Origin of the sequence: Promicromonospora sp. AC04, from assembly GCF_003058225.1 — a bacterium.
GTDB lineage: Bacteria > Actinomycetota > Actinomycetes > Actinomycetales > Cellulomonadaceae > Promicromonospora.
Map to the genome: position 1 here is coordinate 224,959 of NZ_QBUG01000006.1, position 19,305 is coordinate 244,263.

The 19,305-nt window shown below is 72.3% G+C and carries 18 protein-coding genes; 8 read left to right on the forward strand and 10 right to left on the reverse strand.

Translation table 11 applies throughout. The features are described from left to right. Window positions 1–45: 45 nt before the first annotated feature. Window positions 46–1,854 carry a P-loop NTPase fold protein gene (locus C8K30_RS17350; RefSeq protein ID WP_158281038.1) on the reverse strand — a complete coding sequence of 603 codons (1,809 nt, stop codon included), beginning with the start codon at window positions 1,852–1,854 and terminating at the stop codon, window positions 46–48. A gap of 325 nt (window positions 1,855–2,179) precedes the next feature. On the opposite strand from C8K30_RS17350, the gene C8K30_RS17360 reads away from it, so the two are divergent. The 6 genes from C8K30_RS17360 (at window position 2,180) to C8K30_RS17385 (ending at window position 6,852) form a co-directional block, all read left to right on the forward strand. Beyond that, window positions 2,180–3,172: a DUF881 domain-containing protein gene (locus tag C8K30_RS17360; protein ID WP_233257269.1), complete on the forward strand. Its 993-nt coding sequence runs from the start codon at window positions 2,180–2,182 to the stop codon at window positions 3,170–3,172. A gap of 222 nt (window positions 3,173–3,394) precedes the next feature. Next, window positions 3,395–3,868: an FHA domain-containing protein gene (locus C8K30_RS17365; RefSeq protein ID WP_108494151.1), complete on the forward strand. Its 474-nt coding sequence runs from the start codon at window positions 3,395–3,397 to the stop codon at window positions 3,866–3,868. After that, the gene (locus tag C8K30_RS17370; protein ID WP_233257240.1) at window positions 3,865–4,662 is read left to right on the forward strand and encodes a MerR family transcriptional regulator; all 798 of its coding nucleotides are present in this window, start codon (window positions 3,865–3,867) and stop codon (window positions 4,660–4,662) included. Before C8K30_RS17365 ends, C8K30_RS17370 begins: the two co-directional genes overlap by 4 nt. Window positions 4,663–4,844: 182 nt before the next feature. After that, on the forward strand, window positions 4,845–5,351 hold the full coding sequence (locus tag C8K30_RS17375; RefSeq protein ID WP_108494153.1) for a bifunctional nuclease family protein: 507 nt from the start codon (window positions 4,845–4,847) through the stop codon (window positions 5,349–5,351). A gap of 100 nt (window positions 5,352–5,451) precedes the next feature. Beyond that, window positions 5,452–6,042, forward strand: coding sequence for a MerR family transcriptional regulator (locus tag C8K30_RS17380; protein WP_108494154.1), 591 nt, complete (start codon window positions 5,452–5,454; stop codon window positions 6,040–6,042). A 132-nt stretch (window positions 6,043–6,174) separates the two neighbouring features. Further along, window positions 6,175–6,852 carry an MBL fold metallo-hydrolase gene (locus tag C8K30_RS17385; protein WP_108494155.1) on the forward strand — a complete coding sequence of 226 codons (678 nt, stop codon included), beginning with the start codon at window positions 6,175–6,177 and terminating at the stop codon, window positions 6,850–6,852. Window positions 6,853–6,886: 34 nt separating this feature from the next. On the opposite strand, the gene C8K30_RS17390 is transcribed toward C8K30_RS17385, so the two are convergent. From C8K30_RS17390 to C8K30_RS17410, 5 genes are all read right to left on the reverse strand, one after another. Further along, window positions 6,887–8,116 carry a phosphatidylserine/phosphatidylglycerophosphate/cardiolipin synthase family protein gene (locus C8K30_RS17390; RefSeq protein WP_108494341.1) on the reverse strand — a complete coding sequence of 410 codons (1,230 nt, stop codon included), beginning with the start codon at window positions 8,114–8,116 and terminating at the stop codon, window positions 6,887–6,889. A gap of 184 nt (window positions 8,117–8,300) precedes the next feature. Next, on the reverse strand, window positions 8,301–8,843 hold the full coding sequence (locus C8K30_RS17395; protein ID WP_108494156.1) for a hypothetical protein: 543 nt from the start codon (window positions 8,841–8,843) through the stop codon (window positions 8,301–8,303). Further along, the gene (locus tag C8K30_RS17400; RefSeq protein ID WP_108494157.1) at window positions 8,833–9,339 is read right to left on the reverse strand and encodes a pyruvoyl-dependent arginine decarboxylase; all 507 of its coding nucleotides are present in this window, start codon (window positions 9,337–9,339) and stop codon (window positions 8,833–8,835) included. Before C8K30_RS17400 ends, C8K30_RS17395 begins: the two co-directional genes overlap by 11 nt. Next, window positions 9,336–12,278 carry a response regulator gene (locus tag C8K30_RS17405; RefSeq protein WP_146197511.1) on the reverse strand — a complete coding sequence of 981 codons (2,943 nt, stop codon included), beginning with the start codon at window positions 12,276–12,278 and terminating at the stop codon, window positions 9,336–9,338. The genes C8K30_RS17400 and C8K30_RS17405 overlap by 4 nt, the downstream gene beginning before the upstream one ends. Then, a complete protein-coding gene (locus C8K30_RS17410; RefSeq protein WP_108494159.1) occupies window positions 12,275–12,652 on the reverse strand; it encodes a response regulator in 378 nt (125 codons plus the stop codon). The genes C8K30_RS17405 and C8K30_RS17410 overlap by 4 nt, the downstream gene beginning before the upstream one ends. Window positions 12,653–12,842: 190 nt before the next feature. On the opposite strand from C8K30_RS17410, the gene C8K30_RS17415 reads away from it, so the two are divergent. Beyond that, window positions 12,843–13,925 (forward strand): PIG-L family deacetylase, encoded by a 1,083-nt coding sequence (locus C8K30_RS17415; RefSeq protein ID WP_108494160.1) that lies wholly within the window; start codon window positions 12,843–12,845, stop codon window positions 13,923–13,925. Continuing rightward, the gene (locus tag C8K30_RS17420; RefSeq protein ID WP_108494161.1) at window positions 13,922–14,722 is read left to right on the forward strand and encodes a sensor histidine kinase KdpD; all 801 of its coding nucleotides are present in this window, start codon (window positions 13,922–13,924) and stop codon (window positions 14,720–14,722) included. The genes C8K30_RS17415 and C8K30_RS17420 overlap by 4 nt, the downstream gene beginning before the upstream one ends. Here C8K30_RS17420 and C8K30_RS17425 read toward each other — a convergent pair. The 4 genes from C8K30_RS17425 to C8K30_RS17440 form a co-directional block, all read right to left on the reverse strand. Next, window positions 14,655–15,893, reverse strand: a complete 1,239-nt coding sequence (locus C8K30_RS17425) for a hypothetical protein (RefSeq protein WP_108494162.1) — start codon at window positions 15,891–15,893, stop codon at window positions 14,655–14,657. The genes C8K30_RS17420 and C8K30_RS17425 overlap by 68 nt on opposite strands. Beyond that, window positions 15,890–17,164: a glycosyltransferase family 2 protein gene (locus C8K30_RS17430; RefSeq protein WP_233257241.1), complete on the reverse strand. Its 1,275-nt coding sequence runs from the start codon at window positions 17,162–17,164 to the stop codon at window positions 15,890–15,892. Before C8K30_RS17430 ends, C8K30_RS17425 begins: the two co-directional genes overlap by 4 nt. Then, on the reverse strand, window positions 17,161–18,120 hold the full coding sequence (locus tag C8K30_RS17435; RefSeq protein WP_108494343.1) for an ATP-grasp domain-containing protein: 960 nt from the start codon (window positions 18,118–18,120) through the stop codon (window positions 17,161–17,163). The genes C8K30_RS17430 and C8K30_RS17435 overlap by 4 nt, the downstream gene beginning before the upstream one ends. A 109-nt stretch (window positions 18,121–18,229) precedes the next feature. Next, complete coding sequence (locus C8K30_RS17440; protein WP_108494344.1) at window positions 18,230–19,261, reverse strand: tyrosine-type recombinase/integrase; 1,032 nt, start codon at window positions 19,259–19,261, stop codon at window positions 18,230–18,232. Between the last annotated feature and the right edge of the window lie 44 nt (window positions 19,262–19,305).

The following is a 19,305-nucleotide window of genomic DNA, read 5'->3' on the forward strand; positions in this document are numbered from 1 at the left end:
GGCTCACCTGGTGCCCGCCCCCGACGTCGTCCGGCGTGCGCTGGGTCAGTGCCGCTCCGTCGTGTGGAAGCTGAACCGCGCCACCTCGCGCGCCCACGCGCGGTAGCTGCCCACCTCGGCGGGGACTCCTGCGGCGACTGCGCGTTCCGCGACGCCGCGCATCCGCCGCCAGGCCGCGCATGCGGCGCACCGCTCGTGGCCGGCGGACGCGTGCCGGCCGCCCAGGGTCTCGATCACGGCGGTGAGGTGTGCCGCGTCGGGCCGGTCATCGAGCTCGCCGAGCAGCTGCGCGGCCTGTTCGGGCGCGCCCACGAGCAGGGCCAGCAGGAGGGCGGCGGGCCGTGGGTCGTCGTCGGGCCCCGTCGCGTACCGGACCAGCTGGTACAGCGTGAGCAGCTTCTTCGCCGCGCGCGGCGTGGTCACGGCCTCGCAGACCAGCGCAAGGAGCTCCGCCTCCCGGGCGCTCAGGGTGCTCGACGGCGGATCTCCTGCCGGGGCGTCGTCGTCACCCGGGTCAAGGGCCAGGTCAAGCGGTAGGAGACCCTGGTCGGCGGCGGTCCGCAGGAGGTAGCGGCCGCTGACCGGGGGCACGAGGCGGGGGAGCGCGTAGGGCACCTGGAAGAGCGCGTCGAGGTGGTCGAGCGCCCCGGCCGCATGGCCCTCCAGGCGCGTGGCTGCCGCGGAGTCGCGTTCGAGCGCGTGCCGCAGGGTCCGTGGGTCGGCGGCGACCACGATGACGAACAGGCTCGTCGACAGCAGCAACGTGAGGGCCTGCAGCACGTCGACGACCCGGTCGGGCGGGCATCGGTCGAGGTCGTCGACGTGGAGCACGATCCGCTCGACGCGGCCGTCGGCGTCGGTGTCGCCCGGGCGTCGTAGATGCTCCCCGGCCTTGGCGAGCTGGTCGGCGAACGTCCCGAGCTCGTCCTGCAGGTTCCCGACGAACCCGTGGGCGCGCTCCAGGCGGCCCTGGTGGTCGTCGTCGTGCAGGAGGACGGACAGGCCGTCGATGGCGTCGTCGGCGTCCAGCTCGCCGAGGCGCGCCTCCGCCTTGGCCCTCTCCTGGTCGAAGGTGACCAGGACGAGCTGCGCCAGCGTGCCGACCATGCCCGTACGCAGCGGGTCCAGCTCGGCCACGCGGCTGCGGTAGCCCGCGACGAGCGCCGTCAGCGCCGCCACGAGACCCGACGAGGCGAGCACCCCGCTGACCCAGGTGCCCGACTCCGCGAGCCAGGCAGCGACGTCGGGCGCCACTTCGTGCGCGAAGACGGGCAGGAGCGCCGGCCCGACGACGAACAGCCCGGCGACCACGAACACGATGGTGAGCGGCAGCGCCCGGCGCCACCCGCTGCGGAACAGCGCCCACGGCAGCAGGAGGAGCACCCGGGCCTGGTGCAGGACGGTGCCGAGAACGCTCGCGTCCTCCGCGGCCCCGATCCGGTGGTCGAGCCGGGCTGCCCGCGCTCGCATGCGCTCGGCCCGGTTCGTCGTCGCGGTGCGACGCCGGGCCCGCAGCCGGGCGTCGAGGGGCCCGCGACGGCGCCCGGTCACGTCCTCGCCGCGCAGCGCGGCGACGACCTTCGCGGCGATCCCGACCAGCACGGAGGTGTCGCCGTGCGCCCATGCGTTCCACCGGACGACCCGCACCGACGCCACCGACTCCGGGTCGCCCGACGCAGCCCGCGCCTCGACCTGCACCTGCAGGCGCCGCAGGAACGCGGACTTGCCGCCTCCCCACTCGCCCAGGACTGCCACGGCATACGACGGCGGCGCCGTGCGCGCCGTGACAAGGTGCGCCAGGGCCTCGACATGGGGCCGCAACCCGAGGTCGTCGCGCACACCGGTCGAAGTCACGAATCCTCCTGATCTGGACATCAGGGACGCACGCTAGCGCACCACCCGGGCACGCCCCACCGGGTCCGACCCCGGCTCGAGCCGCGCCGTAGCGCGGGAGCGATTTGCTCCCGAGTAGAGTGTTGGCGATGTACGGAGACACCAGCACCCACGGGCATGGCTTCTCCGTGCCACGAGACCTACGACGACTCCCGTCGGGGATCTCACCGGACACTCACCTCGGCACGCTCGTGCCGGGGGCTGTTCCTCCAGCATTCCCCCGCAAGCGGTCGCGAGTCGGCGAAACCGCTGGTCAGCGCCCCTCAGACAGCTTCAGGGCGTGAGCATGGGCAGCGTCAAGGACCACGCTGAGGACGGGGCTGAGAACCAGCTCGAGAACCAGCTCGAGAACCAGCTCGAGAACCAGCTCGAGAACCAGGCCGAGAACCAGCTCGAGAACCAGGCCGAGCACGCGGCCGAGCACGCGGCCGACAAGAAGTCCGAGCCCCCGGTCGAGACCGGGGCGGCCGCACCGCAGAAGCCTGAGCCGGCGGACGCCCACACCGAAGAGGCCGACACCGAAGAGGCCGACGCCGACACGGAGCCGCCGCCGGCCACACCGGCATCGGGCTGGAGGCGGGTCGCGCAGCTGCTGCGGCCCCACGGCACGCGCTCGGAGCTGCTGTCGGGCCTGCTGTGCCTCGCGCTCGGGTTCGCGCTGGCGGTCCAGGTCGGGCAGTCGACCGGGGACCAGCTCAGCAGCCTGCGTCAGGACGAGCTGGTCCGGCTCCTGGACGAGGTGACGCAGCGCGCCGAGCAGCTGGACGCCGAGGTCGCGGACCTGGAGGAGATCCGGGACGACCTGCAGTCGGAGGACGGCCGCGACCAGGCGGCGCGGGACCTGGCGCAGCAGCGCGCAGCGCAGGAGGGCATCCTGTCGGGTCGCCTCCCCGCGCAGGGCCCGGGCGTGCAGATCCACGTGGCCGACGGCGGCAAGCCGCTCGAGGCGCAGATGCTGTTCAACCTGCTCGAGGAGCTGCGCAACGCAGGCGCCGAGGCGATCCAGGTCAACGGGGTGCGGCTGGTCACGACCAGCTACTTCGTGGACTCGGGCGGCGGCGTCGTGCTGGACGGCGCAGCGATCGCCTCCCCGTACGAGTGGACGGCGATCGGAGACCCCGAGACGATCGACCGCGCGCTCGAGATTCCCGGCGGCGCGCTGCCACGGATCCGCGAGGAAGGCGGCGAGGCGACCACCACCCCCTCCGACGAGGTCACCGTCGACGCCGTGCGCATCCCGGGCGAGCCGGAGTACGCCGAACCCACCGACGAAGAGTGACCCCCGCCACGTTCATGACCTGCTCGGACAGGCACAATTGGCCGACCTGCCGAACCGGCATGCGGAACCGCTCTGACGTGGGTAGTTTTATCCGGGTTGGTTCCCAACTTTGGTTCCCGCGTCCATCCCGATCGAGGTAGGTTGAGTGGAACCCGGACGAGGTCCCGGCCGTTGTCCCAGCGTAGTAACCCAGCACATCACCACCGCACCCGAGGAGACCTGATGACGGACCCCAGCGCCCATCCGGTCGGGCCCGATACCACGGCCAACCTGGGTCGCATCGCGTTCCCGACCTCCGACGAGCAGACGCCCCGCACGGCGCTCAGCCCGGAGGAAGCCGCCGCGGTCGCCGCCCTCCCGCGGCACTCCGCGCTGCTCATCGTGCAGCGCGGCCCGGGATTCGGCGCCCGCTTCCTCCTGGACACCGGCCGTTCGGTCGCCGGCCGCAGCGAGCAGGCCGACATCTTCCTGGACGACGTCACCGTGTCCCGCAAGCACGCCGAGTTCGTGCGCGAGGGCGACTCGTTCGTCGTGCGCGACATCGGCTCCCTGAACGGCACCTACGTCAACCGCGGCCGGATCGACGGCGCCACGCTGGTCACCGGCGACGAGGTGCAGATCGGGAAGTTCCGCCTGACCTTCCACGCCAGCCCGCAGTCGCCGGCGCAGTGGGGCGCGGGGACGCCCGCCCCGTGACGACCGGCGCCGCACGCGACCATCGTGGGGTCCGCCGCGGCACCGACCCCGGCTCTGTCCATGAACCGGCCCTCGAACAGGGCCAGGACCACCAGGGCGACGTCGACGCGCCCTGGCCCCAGGGCATCTCCCGCCAGGCCACGATGCGGATCAGCGACGTCCTGCGCGCCCTGGGCCAGGAGTTCCCCTCGGTCTCGCACTCCAAGCTCCGCTTCCTCGAGGAGCAGGGCCTGATCGAGCCCGTGCGCACCCCGTCGGGCTACCGCCAGTACAGCCAGGCCGACGTCGAGCGCCTGCGGTTCGTCCTCACCGAGCAGCGCGACAGCTACATGCCGCTGAAGGTGATCAAGGAACGCCTCGCCGCGATGGACACCGACCCCGACTCGGCCGAGCACCCCGCACCCCGCCTCGCCGGCGGCGGGTCGCCCGCCCGACGCCGCTGGACCGCCTCGTCCGTGGCCCAGGCCGCAGGCGTCACCGAGGAGTTCGTGCAGAGCCTGGCCCAGGCCGGCCTCCTGCCGGCATCGGGCACCACCTTCGGCTCCGGTGCCGTCGAGGTCGCCCGCATCGCGGGCGCCCTGGCCGAGTTCGGCATCGAGCCGCGCCACCTGCGTTCCTTCCGGACCGCCGCCGACCGGCAGGTCACGCTCGTCGACCAGGTAGTGGCACCGCTGCGCAGCCAGCAGGCCAGCGCGGCACGCGGCCGGGCCGCGAGCATGGCGAGCGAGATGGGCGAGCTGTTCACCCGCCTGCACGCCGCCTGGGTACGCCAGGGCATCGACGACCTCAGCTGAACCCGACGGAGCCCACCCGGACCGGCTCGCGCCCCAGCCCGAGCCGGACGTTCCGGGCAGGGTGAATCCCACCCTTGGTTTGCCGTCGGCCTACCGGCCCGTGACCAGGAAATTGACCCGAGCGCGCGACGGGGGGCGGCCCGACGCCGTACGGTGAAAGCGTGAGGCCGGACGACGTGCCGATGGTCCCCGTTGAGATCCTCGGCGTTCGACAGCAGCAACGCGATCAGGAGATCGTCGTGCTGCTGCTGGACAGTGCCGCCGACCTGGCCATCCCGATAGTGATCGGGGCCCGCGAAGCCAGCGCCATCGCCATGGCACAGGCCGGCCTCGCCACACCGCGCCCCATGACGCACGACCTGCTGCGCGACGTGCTGGGCGCCGTCGGCGTCACGCTCGAACGGGTGGAGATCGTCGCGCTGGAGGGCGGGATCTACTTCGCCGAGCTCGTCCTGAGCAACGGAGTGCACCTCGACTCGCGAGCCTCGGACGCGATAGCGCTGGCCGTACGCACCGGCAGCCCCGTCCTGTGCTCCGCGGAGATCGTGGCCCTCGCCGGCGTCGAGATCGTCGACGTCGACCAGCAGGCCGAGGTCGAACGATTCCGCGACTTCCTCGACCACGTCACGCCCGAAGACTTCCTCGGACCCCCGGGCGGAGGCAGCCAAGGTGGTGGCCGGACCGGGTGAAAGTCGGCTGAACCGCGACACGCCGAGACGTTTCACGGCGCGCATCTTTGAAATCACCTTCGACGCGCCATAGCGTGGCCACGACACCCCAGGAGGCACAGTGAACACCAGCGGTGAGAGAGCCACACGCGCTGCGGTCCCGCACGGCGCGCAGGGTCTCCTCTTCGGTGAGGACCTGACGGAGCAAGACGCCACGACGGGCTACCGCGGTACGACGGCGTGCCACATCGCCGGCATCACCTACCGGCAGCTCGACTACTGGGCCCGCACCGGCCTCGTGGAGCCGAGCATCAAACCCGCCACCGGATCCGGCACGCACCGGTTGTACAGCTTCCGGGACATCCTCGTGCTCAAGGTCGTCAAGCGACTCCTCGACACGGGCGTCTCCCTGCAGCAGATCCGCACCGCGGTCACGGCCCTGCGCGAACGCGGCGTGGACGACCTGGCGCAGATCACCCTCATGTCCGACGGCGCGAGCGTGTACGAGTGCACCTCACCGGACGAGGTCGTCGATCTCGTCGCCGGCGGTCAGGGCGTCTTCGGCATCGCCGTCGGGCGAGTGTGGCGCGAGATCGAGGGCACCCTCGCCCAGATGCCGACCGAGACCCTCGACCAGGGCGAGGCCGGCGACGTCCCCGCCGTCGAGGGTGACGAGCTCGCCCAGCGGAGGGCCGCCAAGTCCGCCGTCTGACTCCTTGTCTGACTTCGTACAGCTCTGTCGTCCTCATTCCGTCGTTCTGACTCAGCCGTCTGGCACGGGGTTGCTCCGCACCCCCGACCAGGCGGTCTGCTGTTCCCCGGCCGGCAGGCGTAACCTGCGGGCATGGAGCTCACCTTCCACGGTCACGCGTGCGTCTCCCTCAGCCTCTCCGACGCCGGAGGCTCGCTCGTCATCGACCCCGGCACCTTCAGCGACACCGCCTCCGCCCTCGCGGGGGCCACGGCCGTGCTGATCACGCACGACCACTTCGACCACGTCGACGTGCCCGTCGTCGTCGAGTTCCTCAGGTCGAACCTCGACGCCCAGGTGTGGGCCTCCGCCCCCGCCGCACACGCCCTGCTGGACGACGGCGCCCCGGCCGATCAGGTGCACGAGGCAAAGCCCGGCCAGGTGCTCGACATCGAGGACGCACGCGTCACCGTGGGCGGCGGCGACCACGCCGTGATCCACCCGGAGATCCAGCGCGCGGTGAACGTGACGTACCTGGTCGAGATCGAAGGGGCCAGCGTGTACCACCCGGGCGACTCCTATGACGCACCGGCGGAGCTGCCCGAGGACGGCCTCGACGTGCTGCTCGTGCCCGTGTCGGCGCCGTGGATGAAGATGCGCGAGGCCATCGACTTCGCACGGTCGGTCTCGGCAAGCGTGGTCGTGCCCATCCACGACGTGTTCCTGTCCGAGCCCGGGCACACGCTGACCGCCCGCTGGCTGGACACGGCGCGGCTCGGCGGCCACTACACGTACACGCGGCTGCCGGTGGGGGACTCGCTGGTGGTCTGAGGTTCCAGAGGCGAGCGAGGTGTGCCGCGGGCGGCTACAGCAGCGGGCGGAGCGGGATCAGGAGGTATTCGCCGATCTTGGCGACCGCGCCGCGTTCTTCCCACTGGGCGAGCGTGAGCTCCTGGGCGTTGGACAGGTCCATGGCGAACACGTCCTCCATGCGGCCGGCCAGTCCCGGGTCGACGATCTCGAGGTTGACCTCGTAGTTGCCCGTGAGGCTGAGCCGGTCGATGTTGGCGGTGCCGATGGTGGTCCAGCGGCGGTCGATGGTGGCGGTCTTGGCGTGCACCATGGCGCCCTGGTACAGGAAGATCCGCACGCCGCCGCGCAGCAGGGAGGCGTAGTGGCCGCGGGCGAGCCAGTCGGCGACCACATGGTTGGAGCGGTGGGGCACCAGGACCCGGACGTCGACGCCGCGTGCGGCTGCGGCGAGCAGCGCGGCGTGGATGTCGTGGTCGGGGATGAAGTACGCCTGGGTGATGTAGACGTGGCTCGTGGCGCGGTCGATCGCGTCGAGGTAGATCCCGCGGATGGGGAACACGAGCTCGGAGGGTGCGTTGCGCGCGGCCTTGAGGTGGGGCAGCCAGGTCCCGGAGCCGACGTCGGGCAGGATGGGGTGGCGCGGCTTGCGGTGGCGGTTCCAGAAGTCGACGAACGCGTTGCGCAGCTCCCACACGGACGGTCCTTCGAGGCGGACGTGGGTGTCGCGCCACTGCGTGGCGTACAGGGAGCCGATGTTGTAGCCGCCGACGAAACCGGTCTCGTCGTCGACCACGAGGATCTTGCGGTGGTCACGGCCCGAGGTGCGGACGTTGAGGTAGGCGACGCCCGGGCGCAGCACGGGGAAGCGCAGCACGTGCACGCTGGGCGGGAACCGGAAGAACGAGTAGGGGACCACGAGGTTGGCGAAACCGTCCACGATCACGTAGACGTCGACGCCGCGGGCGGCCGCGTCGATCAGTGCCTGCTTGAAGTCCTGGCCCACCTGGTCGTTCTTCCAGATGTAGGACTCCAGCATCACGGTCTTGCGCGCCCCGTGGATGGCGTCGAGCATCGCCTCGTAGAGGTCGGCGCCGTAGGTGTAGACAGTGGTGGCGGTCTCGTCGATGTGCTCGGTGAGCGGCTTCTCCGTGGGGAACTTCGACGTGAGCGGGTGGATGCGCCGTCGGATCTTGTCGGTCACGGTGAGCGCGACCGCTGCCGCGACCGGCACCGCGGCCGCGATGACCGCCGCGCGGGTCGCGATCGTGCGGGCACGCTGCATGAAGTCGGACGGGATGTCGAGCGTGAGCTTCGGGAAGCTGCCTGGGATCTTGCGAGGTGCCACGGGTTCACGGTACCCGGTCTCACGTCCGGGTTCGCGGAATAGCGGCGCACGGGCCGCGCCGGGCGGTGCCGGGGCAGACCCGAGCGCGCCGGACCCCGCCGGACCGGAAGGCCGCCGCATGTCAGTGGAACGTCGTCGCGTAGTAGGTCTGCTGGTCCACGGTCTCGACGGTGACGTCCTGGGTGCGTTCGAGGTGGCTGCGCAGGTGGTCGGCGAACCGCAGGGAGTCGTCGTTGAACCGGGAGACGTCGTAGGCGCACACGACGCGGTTCTCGGCGAGGTGGGCGACGAGGGCGTCGATCATGTCCATGAAGGTGCGCGTGGAGCGCCGGCTCGGGTGCGTGAGCGTGAACCCGATGTACCAGACCGCGCCGCGCGCGGCGTGCTCGGGGTAGCGGGCGGCATAGTATTCCGGGCTCACCCACGGAACCGCCGCGAGGTCGGTCGCGAGCGTGGTCAGCCCCACCGCCTGACCTTGCTCGTCACGGGCGAGGAGCTTGGTCACCCGATGGTCGGCCAACTCCTGGTCGAACTCCTCGCGCAGCAGGACGTGCCGGGCGGCGGCGCGCGTGCGCAACGGTTCGAACGCCTCGAGGTACAGCTCCCAGAAGCGCTGGGCGACCTCGCCCGCCACGGTCGTCTCGAAGGAGATGTCAGCGCCCACCGTCGAACGCCTCCCAGCCCGCGCGCCGGTAGGTCGCGACGACCACTGCGCACACGGGCAGCGTCCGGCAGGTGATGCCGATGACCCGCCGGCCCTGGGAGTGGTAGGAGCCGCCGCGTGTGGCCGAGAGGTCCTCGAGACTGTGCATGAGGTCGGTGGAGACCTGCTCGCGCGACGGGCCTTCGTGCTCGACGAAGAGGCCCGCACCGCTGCCGTCCTCCCGTCGCGACCAGGCGATCCCCGCCCAGGCCTCGTGCCCCGGGAGGACCGCGTGCGCCCGCGCGTACACGCAGTACAGGGCGTCCCCGTGGTCGCCGTGCAGCTGTTCCTGACCGTCCACCTCCAGGACCTGGCTGCCGGGAGGGACTATGGAGCTCAGGCGGACGAGGTTGAAGTCGCTCACGCCCGCGGCGGCGAGGGCGGCGTCGAACGCGGCGAGCGTGGTCCGGCCGGTGCCGGTGCCGGCACTCACGCGGATCGTCAGGGTAGGGGTCACGACTTCCTCTCAGGGGGGAGTGGTTCGGGTTCGTCGGTGCGACCGGCGACGGCGTCCAGGAGGTCGAGCACGGAGTGGAGGACGGCGTCCGGCGCCGTGCGGCCCTTGGTGAGGAAGACGGTCCGGCCCAGGCGAAGGTCGTCGCGCTCCTCAGTGCTGACCTCCGCGCCTGAGAACACGACGAGGGGGACCTGCTGCAGGCGGCCGTCGCGGCGCAGGTCGGCCACGAGCTCCTGCCCGTCGGCGCCCGGGAGCTTGAGGTCGAGGACGACGACGTCCGGCTCGGCGCCGTCTGCGAGAGCTGCCCGTGCCTCGTGCACCGAGCGCGCCTGCGTGACGACGAGCCCGCCGTTCTCCAGGACCGTCGCCACCACCGTCCGCAGGTCGTCGTCGTCCTCGACGACCAGGACCCGGTTGTGGTGCGGCCGCCGGCGGATGACGTCCTGGACGGTCTCGATGAGGCGCTCGGGGTCGACGGGCTTGACGAGCCAGCCGTCGGCCAGCGCGGCCGTCTCCTGCGCGTCGGCCGGGCGCGTCCCCGACACGACGACGACCGGCACGTCGGCGGTCGCGGCGGACTGCCGCAGCCGGCTGAGCACCTCCGCCCCGCTGGTGCCCGGCATCGCGAGGTCGAGCACTATCGCGGCGGGCTGGGCCTCCTGGATGACCTCGAGCGCCGCGCCCCCCTCCGTGACGCCGACGACGCCGTATCCGCGCTCCTCCAGCACCGTGCGCAGCACCTCGACGACGTACGGGTCGTCGTCCACGACGACCACCCGCGTCGCGGTGGAGGGGTTCACCGGCGACCCCGCCACGACGGGGATCAGGTGCGGGGTGGCGCGGCGCAGCGTGAACCGGAAGCTCGACCCCCGGCCCTCGCCCTCGCTGACCGCCCACATCCGCCCGCCGTGCCGCTCGACGATGCTGCGCGCGATGGCCAGGCCGAGCCCGGAGCCGCCTCGCTCGCGCGTGTCGGAGGCGTCGACCTGTTCGAACCGGCGGAAGACCGACTCGAGCTTGTCCGGCGGGATGCCGCGGCCCTCGTCGTCCACGCGCAGCTCGACGAACTCGCCGGCGGGCGCAGCCGTCACGCGGACGGTGCTGCCGCGCGGGGAGAACCGCACGGCGTTGCCCAGCAGGTTGGTCAGCGTCTGCACGATGCGCTCGCCGTCCGCACGGACCACCTCCGTGGAGCGGACGGGTCGCAGGGCGACCCCGACCTTGTTCGCCAGGACCGAGACCTGCTCCACCGCCGCTGACACGAGCGCGTCGACCCGGTGCTCCTCCAGCTCGAACCGAGTGGTGCTCGCGTTCAGGCGCTCGGTGTCGAGGATGTCGTCCACGAGCCGGCCGAGCCGCTCGCTGCTCGTCAGCGCGATGTGGACCATGCGCGCCGCCTGCTCGGGCGCGTTGTCGAGAGCGTTGCTGTCGATGAGCCCGAGCGCACCACGGATCGCCGTCAGCGGGGTGCGCAGCTCGTGGCTCACGACAGACACGAACTCGTCCTTGATGCGCTCCATCTCGCGCCGCTCCGTGACGTCGCGGAAGGCGACGACCGCACCGCGGATGACTCCGTCGTCGCGCAGCGGGCTCGCCGTGACCTCGACGGGCACCTCCATCCCGTCGAACCGGTAGACGTCCTGCTCGCCTGTGGCCGTGACGCCGTCGCGCAGGGCCTCGGTGATGTAGCAGTGCTCCACCGGGTGCGGCGTGCCGTCCTCGCCGGGCGCGTGGAAGGTGGCGTGCGCCTCGCGCCCCACGAGGTCCGCGGCGGACGCACCCAGCGTGTGCGCCGCTGCCGCGTTGAGGAAGGTCACCCGCCCCTCGGGGTCCACCCCGTAGATCCCGTCGGCCACGGACTCCAGCGTCCGCTCGCGCTCGCTCGCGAGCGAGCGCAGCTGCGCAGTGCGTTCCAGCACCCGCCGCTCGAGCCCTCGGCGCAGCGAGTCGTTGTCCATGACGACCAGGATCTGGCGCACGACGACTGCGACGAGCACGGCGACCCACAGCACGTTCGCCACCACCGGGAGCCCCTCGCTCGACTGGATGACGCGCACCAGCGCCGCCGTGAGGAACAGGCAGAACGTCACGACCGTGCCGAGCACGGGCGTCCCGTCCTCGGACCTGCTGGTGACCGGGCTGCCGGACGCCGCCGGGTGGCGCGCGGCGAGCGCGATGGCAAGGTAGCCGCCGACCCAGCCCGCGTCGACGGGGCTGCCGAACGCGAAGCCGTCCGCCGAGGACAGCAGCGCGAAAGCGACGTCGGACACGGCGTACAGGACGAACCCGCCGCCCACCAGCACGAGCGGCACCCGCTCGGCGGCGCTCGACCGGGTCAGGACCAGGACCGCGAGGGTGGCGAGCAGGGCGTCGACCACCGGCAGCGCGTAGGCGGTGAGCGCCGGCTGCGCCTCCCAGGTATTCGTGTCCAGGACGACGGCGAAGAGCGCGATGTACAGGACGGAGCCGCCGACGACCACGCTGTCCAGCAGGATGCGCACCAGCTCCCGGCCGCGCAGGCGGACGGCCGGGAAGAGCGAGAGGCCGACCACGCCGAGCAGGAGAGCGGCGATGTAGACGGCGTCCCCGGTCTCCGGGTCGCCGATGAGCCCCGAGTAGACGTTGCCGGCCAGCCCGACGACCCCGCCCAGGGAGAGGAGCCCCCACGCCTTCCGGCGCCGGCCCGTCGACTGCGCCGCGCGCCAGCCGCAGCTCACCGCCGCGATGACACCCGCGGCGGCGAGCGCCGCGGTGGAGATCAGCTCGCGGGTCTCCTGGGGCAGGGGGCTGGCGAGCAGCAGGACGAGCACGAGGATGGAGAGTCCGGCGGCCCAGGACCAGCGCACGAAGCTCTGCCAGGATCGCGCGGTGGCGCCTCCCTGTCGGGAGCTGTGTGTGCGGAGGGCGCCCTCGCCGACCTCGCCCGGGGCGGCGGTCACCCGCGCCATCCGAGGAGGCCGGCGATCTGGGCAGGCAGGGTGATCGGGTCGAACGGCTTGGCGAGGACTCCTGCGACGGCGAGGTCGTCGTAGCGGCGCCGCTCGGCGGGCTGGACCTTGGCGGTCAGCAGGATCACCGGGACGCTGCGTGTGCTGGGGTCCTCCTGGAGCCGGGCGAACGTGGTGGGCCCGTCCATCGCGGGCATCATGACGTCCAGCAGGACCGCGTCCGGCGGATCGGCGGTGCACAGGGCGACCGCCTCGGCTCCGCTGGCGGCGACGTCGACTGCCCACTCGGTGGTCATCTCCAGGCCGATCCGTACGACCTCCCGGATCGCCTCCTCGTCGTCGACGACGAGTATGCGGTGGCTCATCGAGCTACCTGCGCAGCTGGCGTGTCGAGTAGTTCCAGCATCTGCTGTCCTACCTCCTCGCGGTCGGCACGAGAGCACTGACGAATTCATCGTGCCACGCCCGACGACAGGCGGCTCGCCGCGTTCGTGCATACCGTCGGGGGAGGCGGGGTGACCAGGGGCGAGGCTGCTCCGTGAGTGAGGGGGACCGATGACAGACGACACAGACGACATTTCGCCCGGCGCCTGGTCCGCGCTGATCGTGGAGGACGACGTTGACGCGGGGGCATTCACCCGGACTGTGCTCGAGAAGCATCTTGGGATGCGCACCGTGATGGCCGGCGATGCGGAGAGCGCGCTGGCGGCCCTGCAGGCCGAGAGCTTCGACCTCGTGGTCATCGACGTCGAGCTGCCCGGGCGTTCCGGCCTGCAGATCCTGCCGGAGGTCCACCAGCTGGCCATGGGCGTCCCAATCATCATCCTGACGGCGCACAAGCGCGTCGACTACGCGCTGGACGCCTTGCGCGGCGACGTGGACGACTTCCTGGTCAAGCCCGTCGACGTGGAGCTGCTCGTCGAGCGTGCCACCACGCTCGCGCGCCGGGGCCGGGCATGGCGCGACGCGAACAGCACGAAGACCGTGCTGGCGGTGGGCGCCCACCCGGACGACGTCGAGCTCGGGGTCGGTGGTGCCCTGGCCGCGCACGCGAGCACCGGGGACCGGCTGGTGATCCTGACGATGTCGGGCGGCTCGGTCGGGGGTTATGCCGAGGCGCGCTACCTGGAGTCCAAGGCGGCAGCGGAGATGGTGGGCGCACGGCTGATCCACCTGGGCTTCGAGGACACGCACCTGGACCCGGCGCGGGGCCCCATCACCGCGGTGGAGGAGGTGATCCGGGAGGTCCGGCCGGACCGGGTGTACACGCACAGCAACCACGACCGGCACCAGGACCATCGGGCGGTGCATCAGGCGGTCCAGGTCGCATCCCGCGAGGTGGGGGACCTGGCGTGCTTCCAGAGCCCGTCGTCGACCATCGACTACCGGCCGGACCGGTTCGTGGACATCACCGACCACCTGGAGACCAAGCTGCGGATGCTGCAGGCGTTCGTCTCGCAGGCGCACCGGCCCTACATGGAGGAGGACATCGTGCGGGCGACCGCACGGTACTGGTCACGGTACGCGCAGAGCCGGTACGCGGAGCCGCTGGAGACGGTGCGGTCCACGATGCTGATGCTGCCGGCCGCGGACCGTATGTCCGCGCACGGTGTGCGTGGCGAGCCCGGGTACGTGTGAGCCCGCCGAGACCGCACCCGGCGGCCCGGCGCCTGCGGGCCCGCACGAACAGCGGGCCCGCCGAGACGACCGGGTCGCCGCCGGACGGGCTCATCGGCATGGTCGGACATGACCTGCGCTCGCCCCTGACCTCGGTGCTCGGGTACGCCCAGCTCCTGGGTGCGGACTCCCTGACCGCCGAGCAGCAGGGGTACGTGGCCGTCATCGAGCGCAACGGGCGGCGCCTGCTGCGCCTGATCAACGAGCTGGTGCTGGGCGCACATCTCGCGGCGGGGGAGCTGACCATCACCCGCAGGGAGGCGGACCTGGCCCGGGTGGCACGCACCTGCGGTGACGAGCTGGGGCCGACGGCGCGGGCCGCCGGGCTGTCGCTCACGGTGGCGGCGCCCGAGAAGGTAGCGGTGTCGGGTGACCCGGAGCTCCTGGCCCAGGTGGTCACCAGCCTGCTGGACAACGCGATCAGGCTCACGCCGCGCGGCGGTGCGGTCACGGTGGGGGTCGGTCCGGTCGACGAGACGACGCGGGAGGCGGTGATCGAGGTCGTCGACACCGGGGCGGGCTTGGGGCCCGACGCGCTGGGCCGGCTCGCAAAGCGCCCCTACCGCGCTCGCGGCTTCGCTGGGTGGCAGGTCCGGGAGATCGGGTTCGGCCTGCCGCTCGCGCAGGCCATCGTGGACGCGCACGGCGGCACCCTGGGCGTCGAAAGCACCCTCGGTGAGGGAACCAGGGTCACGGTGACTGTGCCGGCGGGCTCGTCTGCAGACTTGTCGGCGGGAGCTGGGTCCACACCTCGTTGAGCGCGGCCCAGTGCTCGTCCGTCATCAGGGTGTACGGGGTGACGTTGATGGCGGTCACGCCCTGCGCGCGGGTGGCCCGTACGGCGTCGGCCATGTCCTGCGGTGGGATCGCGGCCTGGCTGCTGCCGGAGGTGGTCTCGTCCGCCGAGGGGCCCTCGTCCCAGAGCCCTACCGACATGGTGAACGTGTCGGTGGGGATGCCGGAGTGGAGCAGTGTCGCGGTGACCGCCTCGAGGTCGGCGGGCGTGCGCTCCACGAGGCCGAGGTAGGCCCAGAACACCAGCCGGTCGGCGTGCCGGGCCAGCTGGGAGTAGCCGAGGCCGGCGTCGGGCCGCCCTTCGGCGGGGTCGTCCCAGTTGATCAGGACGTCCACCGCGAGATTGGGCCGCTTGCCGGTCTCGGCGGCCACGTCGTCGAGCACGCCGGCCGCGCGCTCCAGGAAGTCGGCGATCACCTCGGACCGCCAGGCGCCGATCTCGGGCGCTTCCTCGTCGATGGTCCCGTCGGCTCGCCGGGGCCAGTCCTCCTCGCCAGTCATCTGCCGGTACAGGGCGGCGTCGTCGGCGCCGTAGGTCTCGTCGTTGAACTTGAGCTCCGTGAACGTGATCTGGTCGGGCTCGTAGCGGCGGGCGAGCTCTTCCATGAGCTCGATGAAGCGGTCGCCGACGGGACCGTCGTGGATGGCGCTGGCCGACGGCGCGTACTGCGCGAAGGATCCGTCCGCGTCCACGCCGGCGACCGACGGGTCATTCTCGATCCAGCGGGGGATCAGGGCGTCGATCATGAGGTCGACGAGGCGGGGCTCGCCGTCGGGCGTGCGTGCCGTCTCCGCTATCGCGTGGGCGATGTGGTCCCGGCCCGGGTCCGCGACGGCCTCGGGGTGGGCGGACCAGTCGAACGCGACCCACTCGGCCCGGCCCACCGCGAGGGACACCGAGTTGACGTGCGCGTCCTCGAGCCGCCGGCGTACGGCGTCCCAGTCCTGCTCGCGATCCGCCACGTCCTCGATGCCGAGGCTGATCGACTGCTGGGCGGGCGCCTGCACCAGCGGGCGGTTCACCGAGGGTGCGGTGGGTTCCGCCGAGCAGGCCGTGTGGGTGGTGGCGAGCACGACGGCGAGGGCCACCGCGGTGACGGTCGCCGCGGCGCGCGACCCGCGGCGCTCGTTCATGAGTCCTGCCCGGTGTCGACGGAGATCGTGCCGCTCCGGTCCATCTTGTTCCACCGGTTCTCGGCGCCGCGCAGCTCCAGCCAGATCGCGCGCAGCATGACCAGGCTCATCACCGTCGAGAAGAACGGCCACAGCGGCAGGGTCCAGGCGTGTCTCAGGTCGCCGGGTGCGCGGTCCAGGAAGACGGCGAGCACGAGCAGGGCGACCGTGAGCGGCAGGCTGAGGAAGAGCAGCACCTGCCAGAACGTGGCCGGCACGGCGCTCGGGTCGCCCAGGAGCGCCAGCGCCACGAACACCACGAGCGCGGCGACCTGGATCACGGGCCCCAGCACCTGGGAGAAGAGGTTGAAGGCCAGGTAGGGGCCGAACGGTCCGTAGCGTGGGTTGCCGGTCAGGTCGTAGTGCAGGCGCACGGTCTGCAGCAGGCCGCGTGCCCAGCGCACGCGCTGCTTCCACAGGTCCGGCAGGGTGGACGGCGACTCGGCGTGGACCAGCGCGCGGGGCGCGAAGGCGGCGCGGTAACCGGCCCGGTAGACCCGCCAGGTGAGCTCGAGGTCCTCGCCCACGGTGTCCTCGTTGAGCGGGCCGGTGCGTTCCAGCACGTCGCGGCGGAACGCGCCGGTGTTCCCGGAGACGATCGGCAGGCAGTGCATGGCGCTCAGCGCGCGGCGCATCAGTCCGGTGCCGACGTGGTTGATCAGGGCGAGGAAACGGGTCTGCACACGGTCGAGGTTCACGGTCCGGTCGTCCCCGCACACCGCGCCGATGCGCTCGTCGGTGAAGGCGCGGACCATCTCGGTGAGGGTGTCCGGCCCGAACATGCCGTCGGCGTCGACCAGGACGAGGATGTCGCCCAGGGCGTGGTCGATGCCGCAGTTGAGCGCGGCGCCCTTGCCTCGGTTGGCCTGCGTGTACGCCTGCACCCCGGGCAGCTCGGCGGCGAGCGCCTGGAGCTGGGCGTAGGTGTCGTCGGAGGAGCCGTCGTCGACGCACACCACCTCGAAGTCTGGGTAGCGGCTGCGGGCGATGGAGCGCACGCAGTTCTGCACGACGACGCCCTCGTTGTAGGCGGGCACGATGACCGAGATCGAGGGTGGCGCGGAGCCCGGGTGGTCGAAGATGGTCCCGGCGTGCGGGGGGCTGCCTGGTGGCGGAGGCCGGTGGCGGGCCTCGAACACGATGGCGAACGGGACCATGAGCAGCCGCACGATGCCGACGACGAGCATCGTCGCGCCGAAGACGACTGCGACCGCCGTCAGGACCGGCATCATCGGGGTGGTCGTCCTGCGGCGAGCACCGCGTCGAGCAGCTCCGGGGCGTGCGCGCAGTTGGCGCCGAACCGGCCGTTGACCTCCAGCACGACCGGCGTGCCGGTGGTGTCGCGGCGGACGTCCATGTCGACGGGGCCGATCAGGCCGAGCGCCTCGACGGTCCGGCGGGCGAGCTCCTCGACGTCGGGTGCGGCGCCGTCGGGCAGGCGTACGACGGCGGAGGCGTTGCCCACCCGGCCCTGCTTGAGCGCGGTCTTCTCCAGGACCACCACGGTGGTCTCGCCGGAGGGCATGTGGTGCACCTGCGGGCAGTACTCGGTGCCGCCGGCGAACGACTGGATGATCCAGGAGGCGTCGAGCCCGGTCCAGGCCGCTGGGCCGGGCAGGTCCGCGGGCGTCTCGATCAGTCGCACCCCGCGCCCGCCGCGTGAGACGCGGGGCTTGACCACTATCGGTCCGCGGGCCCAGGCGAGTGCCTCGTGCACGCCCGGGAAGTCCGTGGGCAGGGCGTAGCGGGGGATCAGCACCCCGGCGCGGTCGAGCGCCAGCATGGTGAGCAGCTTGTCGGCGGCGATCGCGGCGGGGCCGGGGGCCGAGGTCACTATGACGCCGTCGGTGCTGGGCGTGCCGGTGGCGCGTTCCGTCGGGCCGCGAGCGCCGGGCGCGGCCCGGTCGAGCGCCTGTGCGAGGACGGCGACCTGGGGCAGCTCGTCCTGGACGGTGGGGATCACGAGGTCGGGGGCGTGCTTGTCGATCAGGTCCCGCATGCCGGTGGCGTAGTCCCAGGCGTCGGCGCGGGGCGCGTGGTCGGTGTCCGGGAAGTGCGGGTTCGTCACGGGAGCGATGTCGACACCCACCCAGGTCAGGTCGGCGCCCGCGGCGGCGCGGGCCGCGAGCTGCGCACCGAGCGTGCGGCCGGCGGGGCCGCCTGCACCCGTCACGAGAAGGGAGGTCATCGGATGGTCCACATCGGCGGGCTCCTCGGTCGGGTCTATGCAGAGTCTCGCTCTCCGGGCGTTGGAACGCATTCGGAGCTTGCCCGGGTGCGGTGGGGCGGGGCCGCTCTCATTCGATGGCGGCCGCGAGCGGGTGGGAGCGGATGGCGGCGGCGAGCTCGCCCTCGATGCGGTCGAGGTAGACGCCGGTGGTCGCGATCGAGGCGTGGCCGAGGAGCTCGGCGACGACCTTGACGTCCCAGCCGTCGGCCACCAGGAGGGTCGCGGTGGTGTGCCGTAGGGCGTGCGGGGTGGCCTCACGCTGGTAGGGGGCGGGCATGCGGGCCACGGCGCGGGTCAGCAGGGCGCGGATGGCCTGGGTGTCGACGCGGCGGCCGCGCCAGGACAGCAGGAGGGCGCGCTGGGCGTCGTCGTCCCGGGGGCGTTTGGCCGCCAGGGCGGGGCGCAGGTGGGTGAGGTAGTCGTCCAGGGCGCGGGCCAGGGGCGGGGAGAGGGTCACGGTGCGGGTGTTGCCGCCCTTGCCGCGGATGCGCCAGGTGGTGCGCTCGGGCTCGCGGGCTACGTCGTCGACGTCGGTACGGGCCAGCTCCGAGACGCGCGGGCCGAGGACCAGCAGGAGCGCGACCACGAGCCGGTCTCGCAGGGCAAGGTCCTGGTCGGTCCTGGCAGGTGTGTCCGACGGCGGGGTGGCCAGCAGACTCCGGGCCGCACCCGCCGAGAGGGCCGTGCGGGCGGTGCGCAGGGTGCCGCGCACCTTGGCGGGCGGCGCGGCCCACTGCATGGGGTCGGCCTGCACCCAGCACTCGCGGGCGGCGTACGCGAAGAACCGGGTGACGGACTGCCGGAACCGGTTGACGGTGGCGGTGCTGCGCCCGGGGCCGGGCTTGCGGTCCGGGTCGGTGTACCGGGCGTCGGGCGCGGACTGGTAGCGCACCAGGACGCTGTCGACGTCGGGCCCCGTCACGTCGTCGAGGATCCGGTCGCGGCCGGTCAGACGCCCGAACTCCGTCACGTCACGCGTGTAGCTACGCGCCGTGGCGGGAGACAGGACCCCACGGATGGTCTCGACCTCGACCGCCGCGAGATAACGGCGGGAGGCTTCGGCGACGGTGATGCGCTCGAGGCGCGGAGGGGCGACCATGAGCGTCACCCTAGGCGGGACCACTGACACTCCCGATTTGCCGG

Coding starts and splice junctions, on each gene's coding strand:
- C8K30_RS17435 (WP_108494343.1), bottom strand. CDS start 18,120: ATGACCTCCCTTCTCGTGACGGGTGCAGGCGGCCCCGCCGGCCGCACG.
- C8K30_RS17415 (WP_108494160.1), top strand. CDS start 12,843: ATGACAGACGACACAGACGACATTTCGCCCGGCGCCTGGTCCGCGCTG.
- C8K30_RS17440 (WP_108494344.1), bottom strand. CDS start 19,261: ATGGTCGCCCCTCCGCGCCTCGAGCGCATCACCGTCGCCGAAGCCTCC.
- C8K30_RS17385 (WP_108494155.1), top strand. CDS start 6,175: ATGGAGCTCACCTTCCACGGTCACGCGTGCGTCTCCCTCAGCCTCTCC.
- C8K30_RS17360 (WP_233257269.1), top strand. CDS start 2,180: ATGGGCAGCGTCAAGGACCACGCTGAGGACGGGGCTGAGAACCAGCTC.
- C8K30_RS17425 (WP_108494162.1), bottom strand. CDS start 15,893: ATGAACGAGCGCCGCGGGTCGCGCGCCGCGGCGACCGTCACCGCGGTG.
- C8K30_RS17375 (WP_108494153.1), top strand. CDS start 4,845: ATGGTCCCCGTTGAGATCCTCGGCGTTCGACAGCAGCAACGCGATCAG.
- C8K30_RS17365 (WP_108494151.1), top strand. CDS start 3,395: ATGACGGACCCCAGCGCCCATCCGGTCGGGCCCGATACCACGGCCAAC.
- C8K30_RS17410 (WP_108494159.1), bottom strand. CDS start 12,652: ATGAGCCACCGCATACTCGTCGTCGACGACGAGGAGGCGATCCGGGAG.
- C8K30_RS17430 (WP_233257241.1), bottom strand. CDS start 17,164: ATGATGCCGGTCCTGACGGCGGTCGCAGTCGTCTTCGGCGCGACGATG.
- C8K30_RS17390 (WP_108494341.1), bottom strand. CDS start 8,116: ATGCAGCGTGCCCGCACGATCGCGACCCGCGCGGCGGTCATCGCGGCC.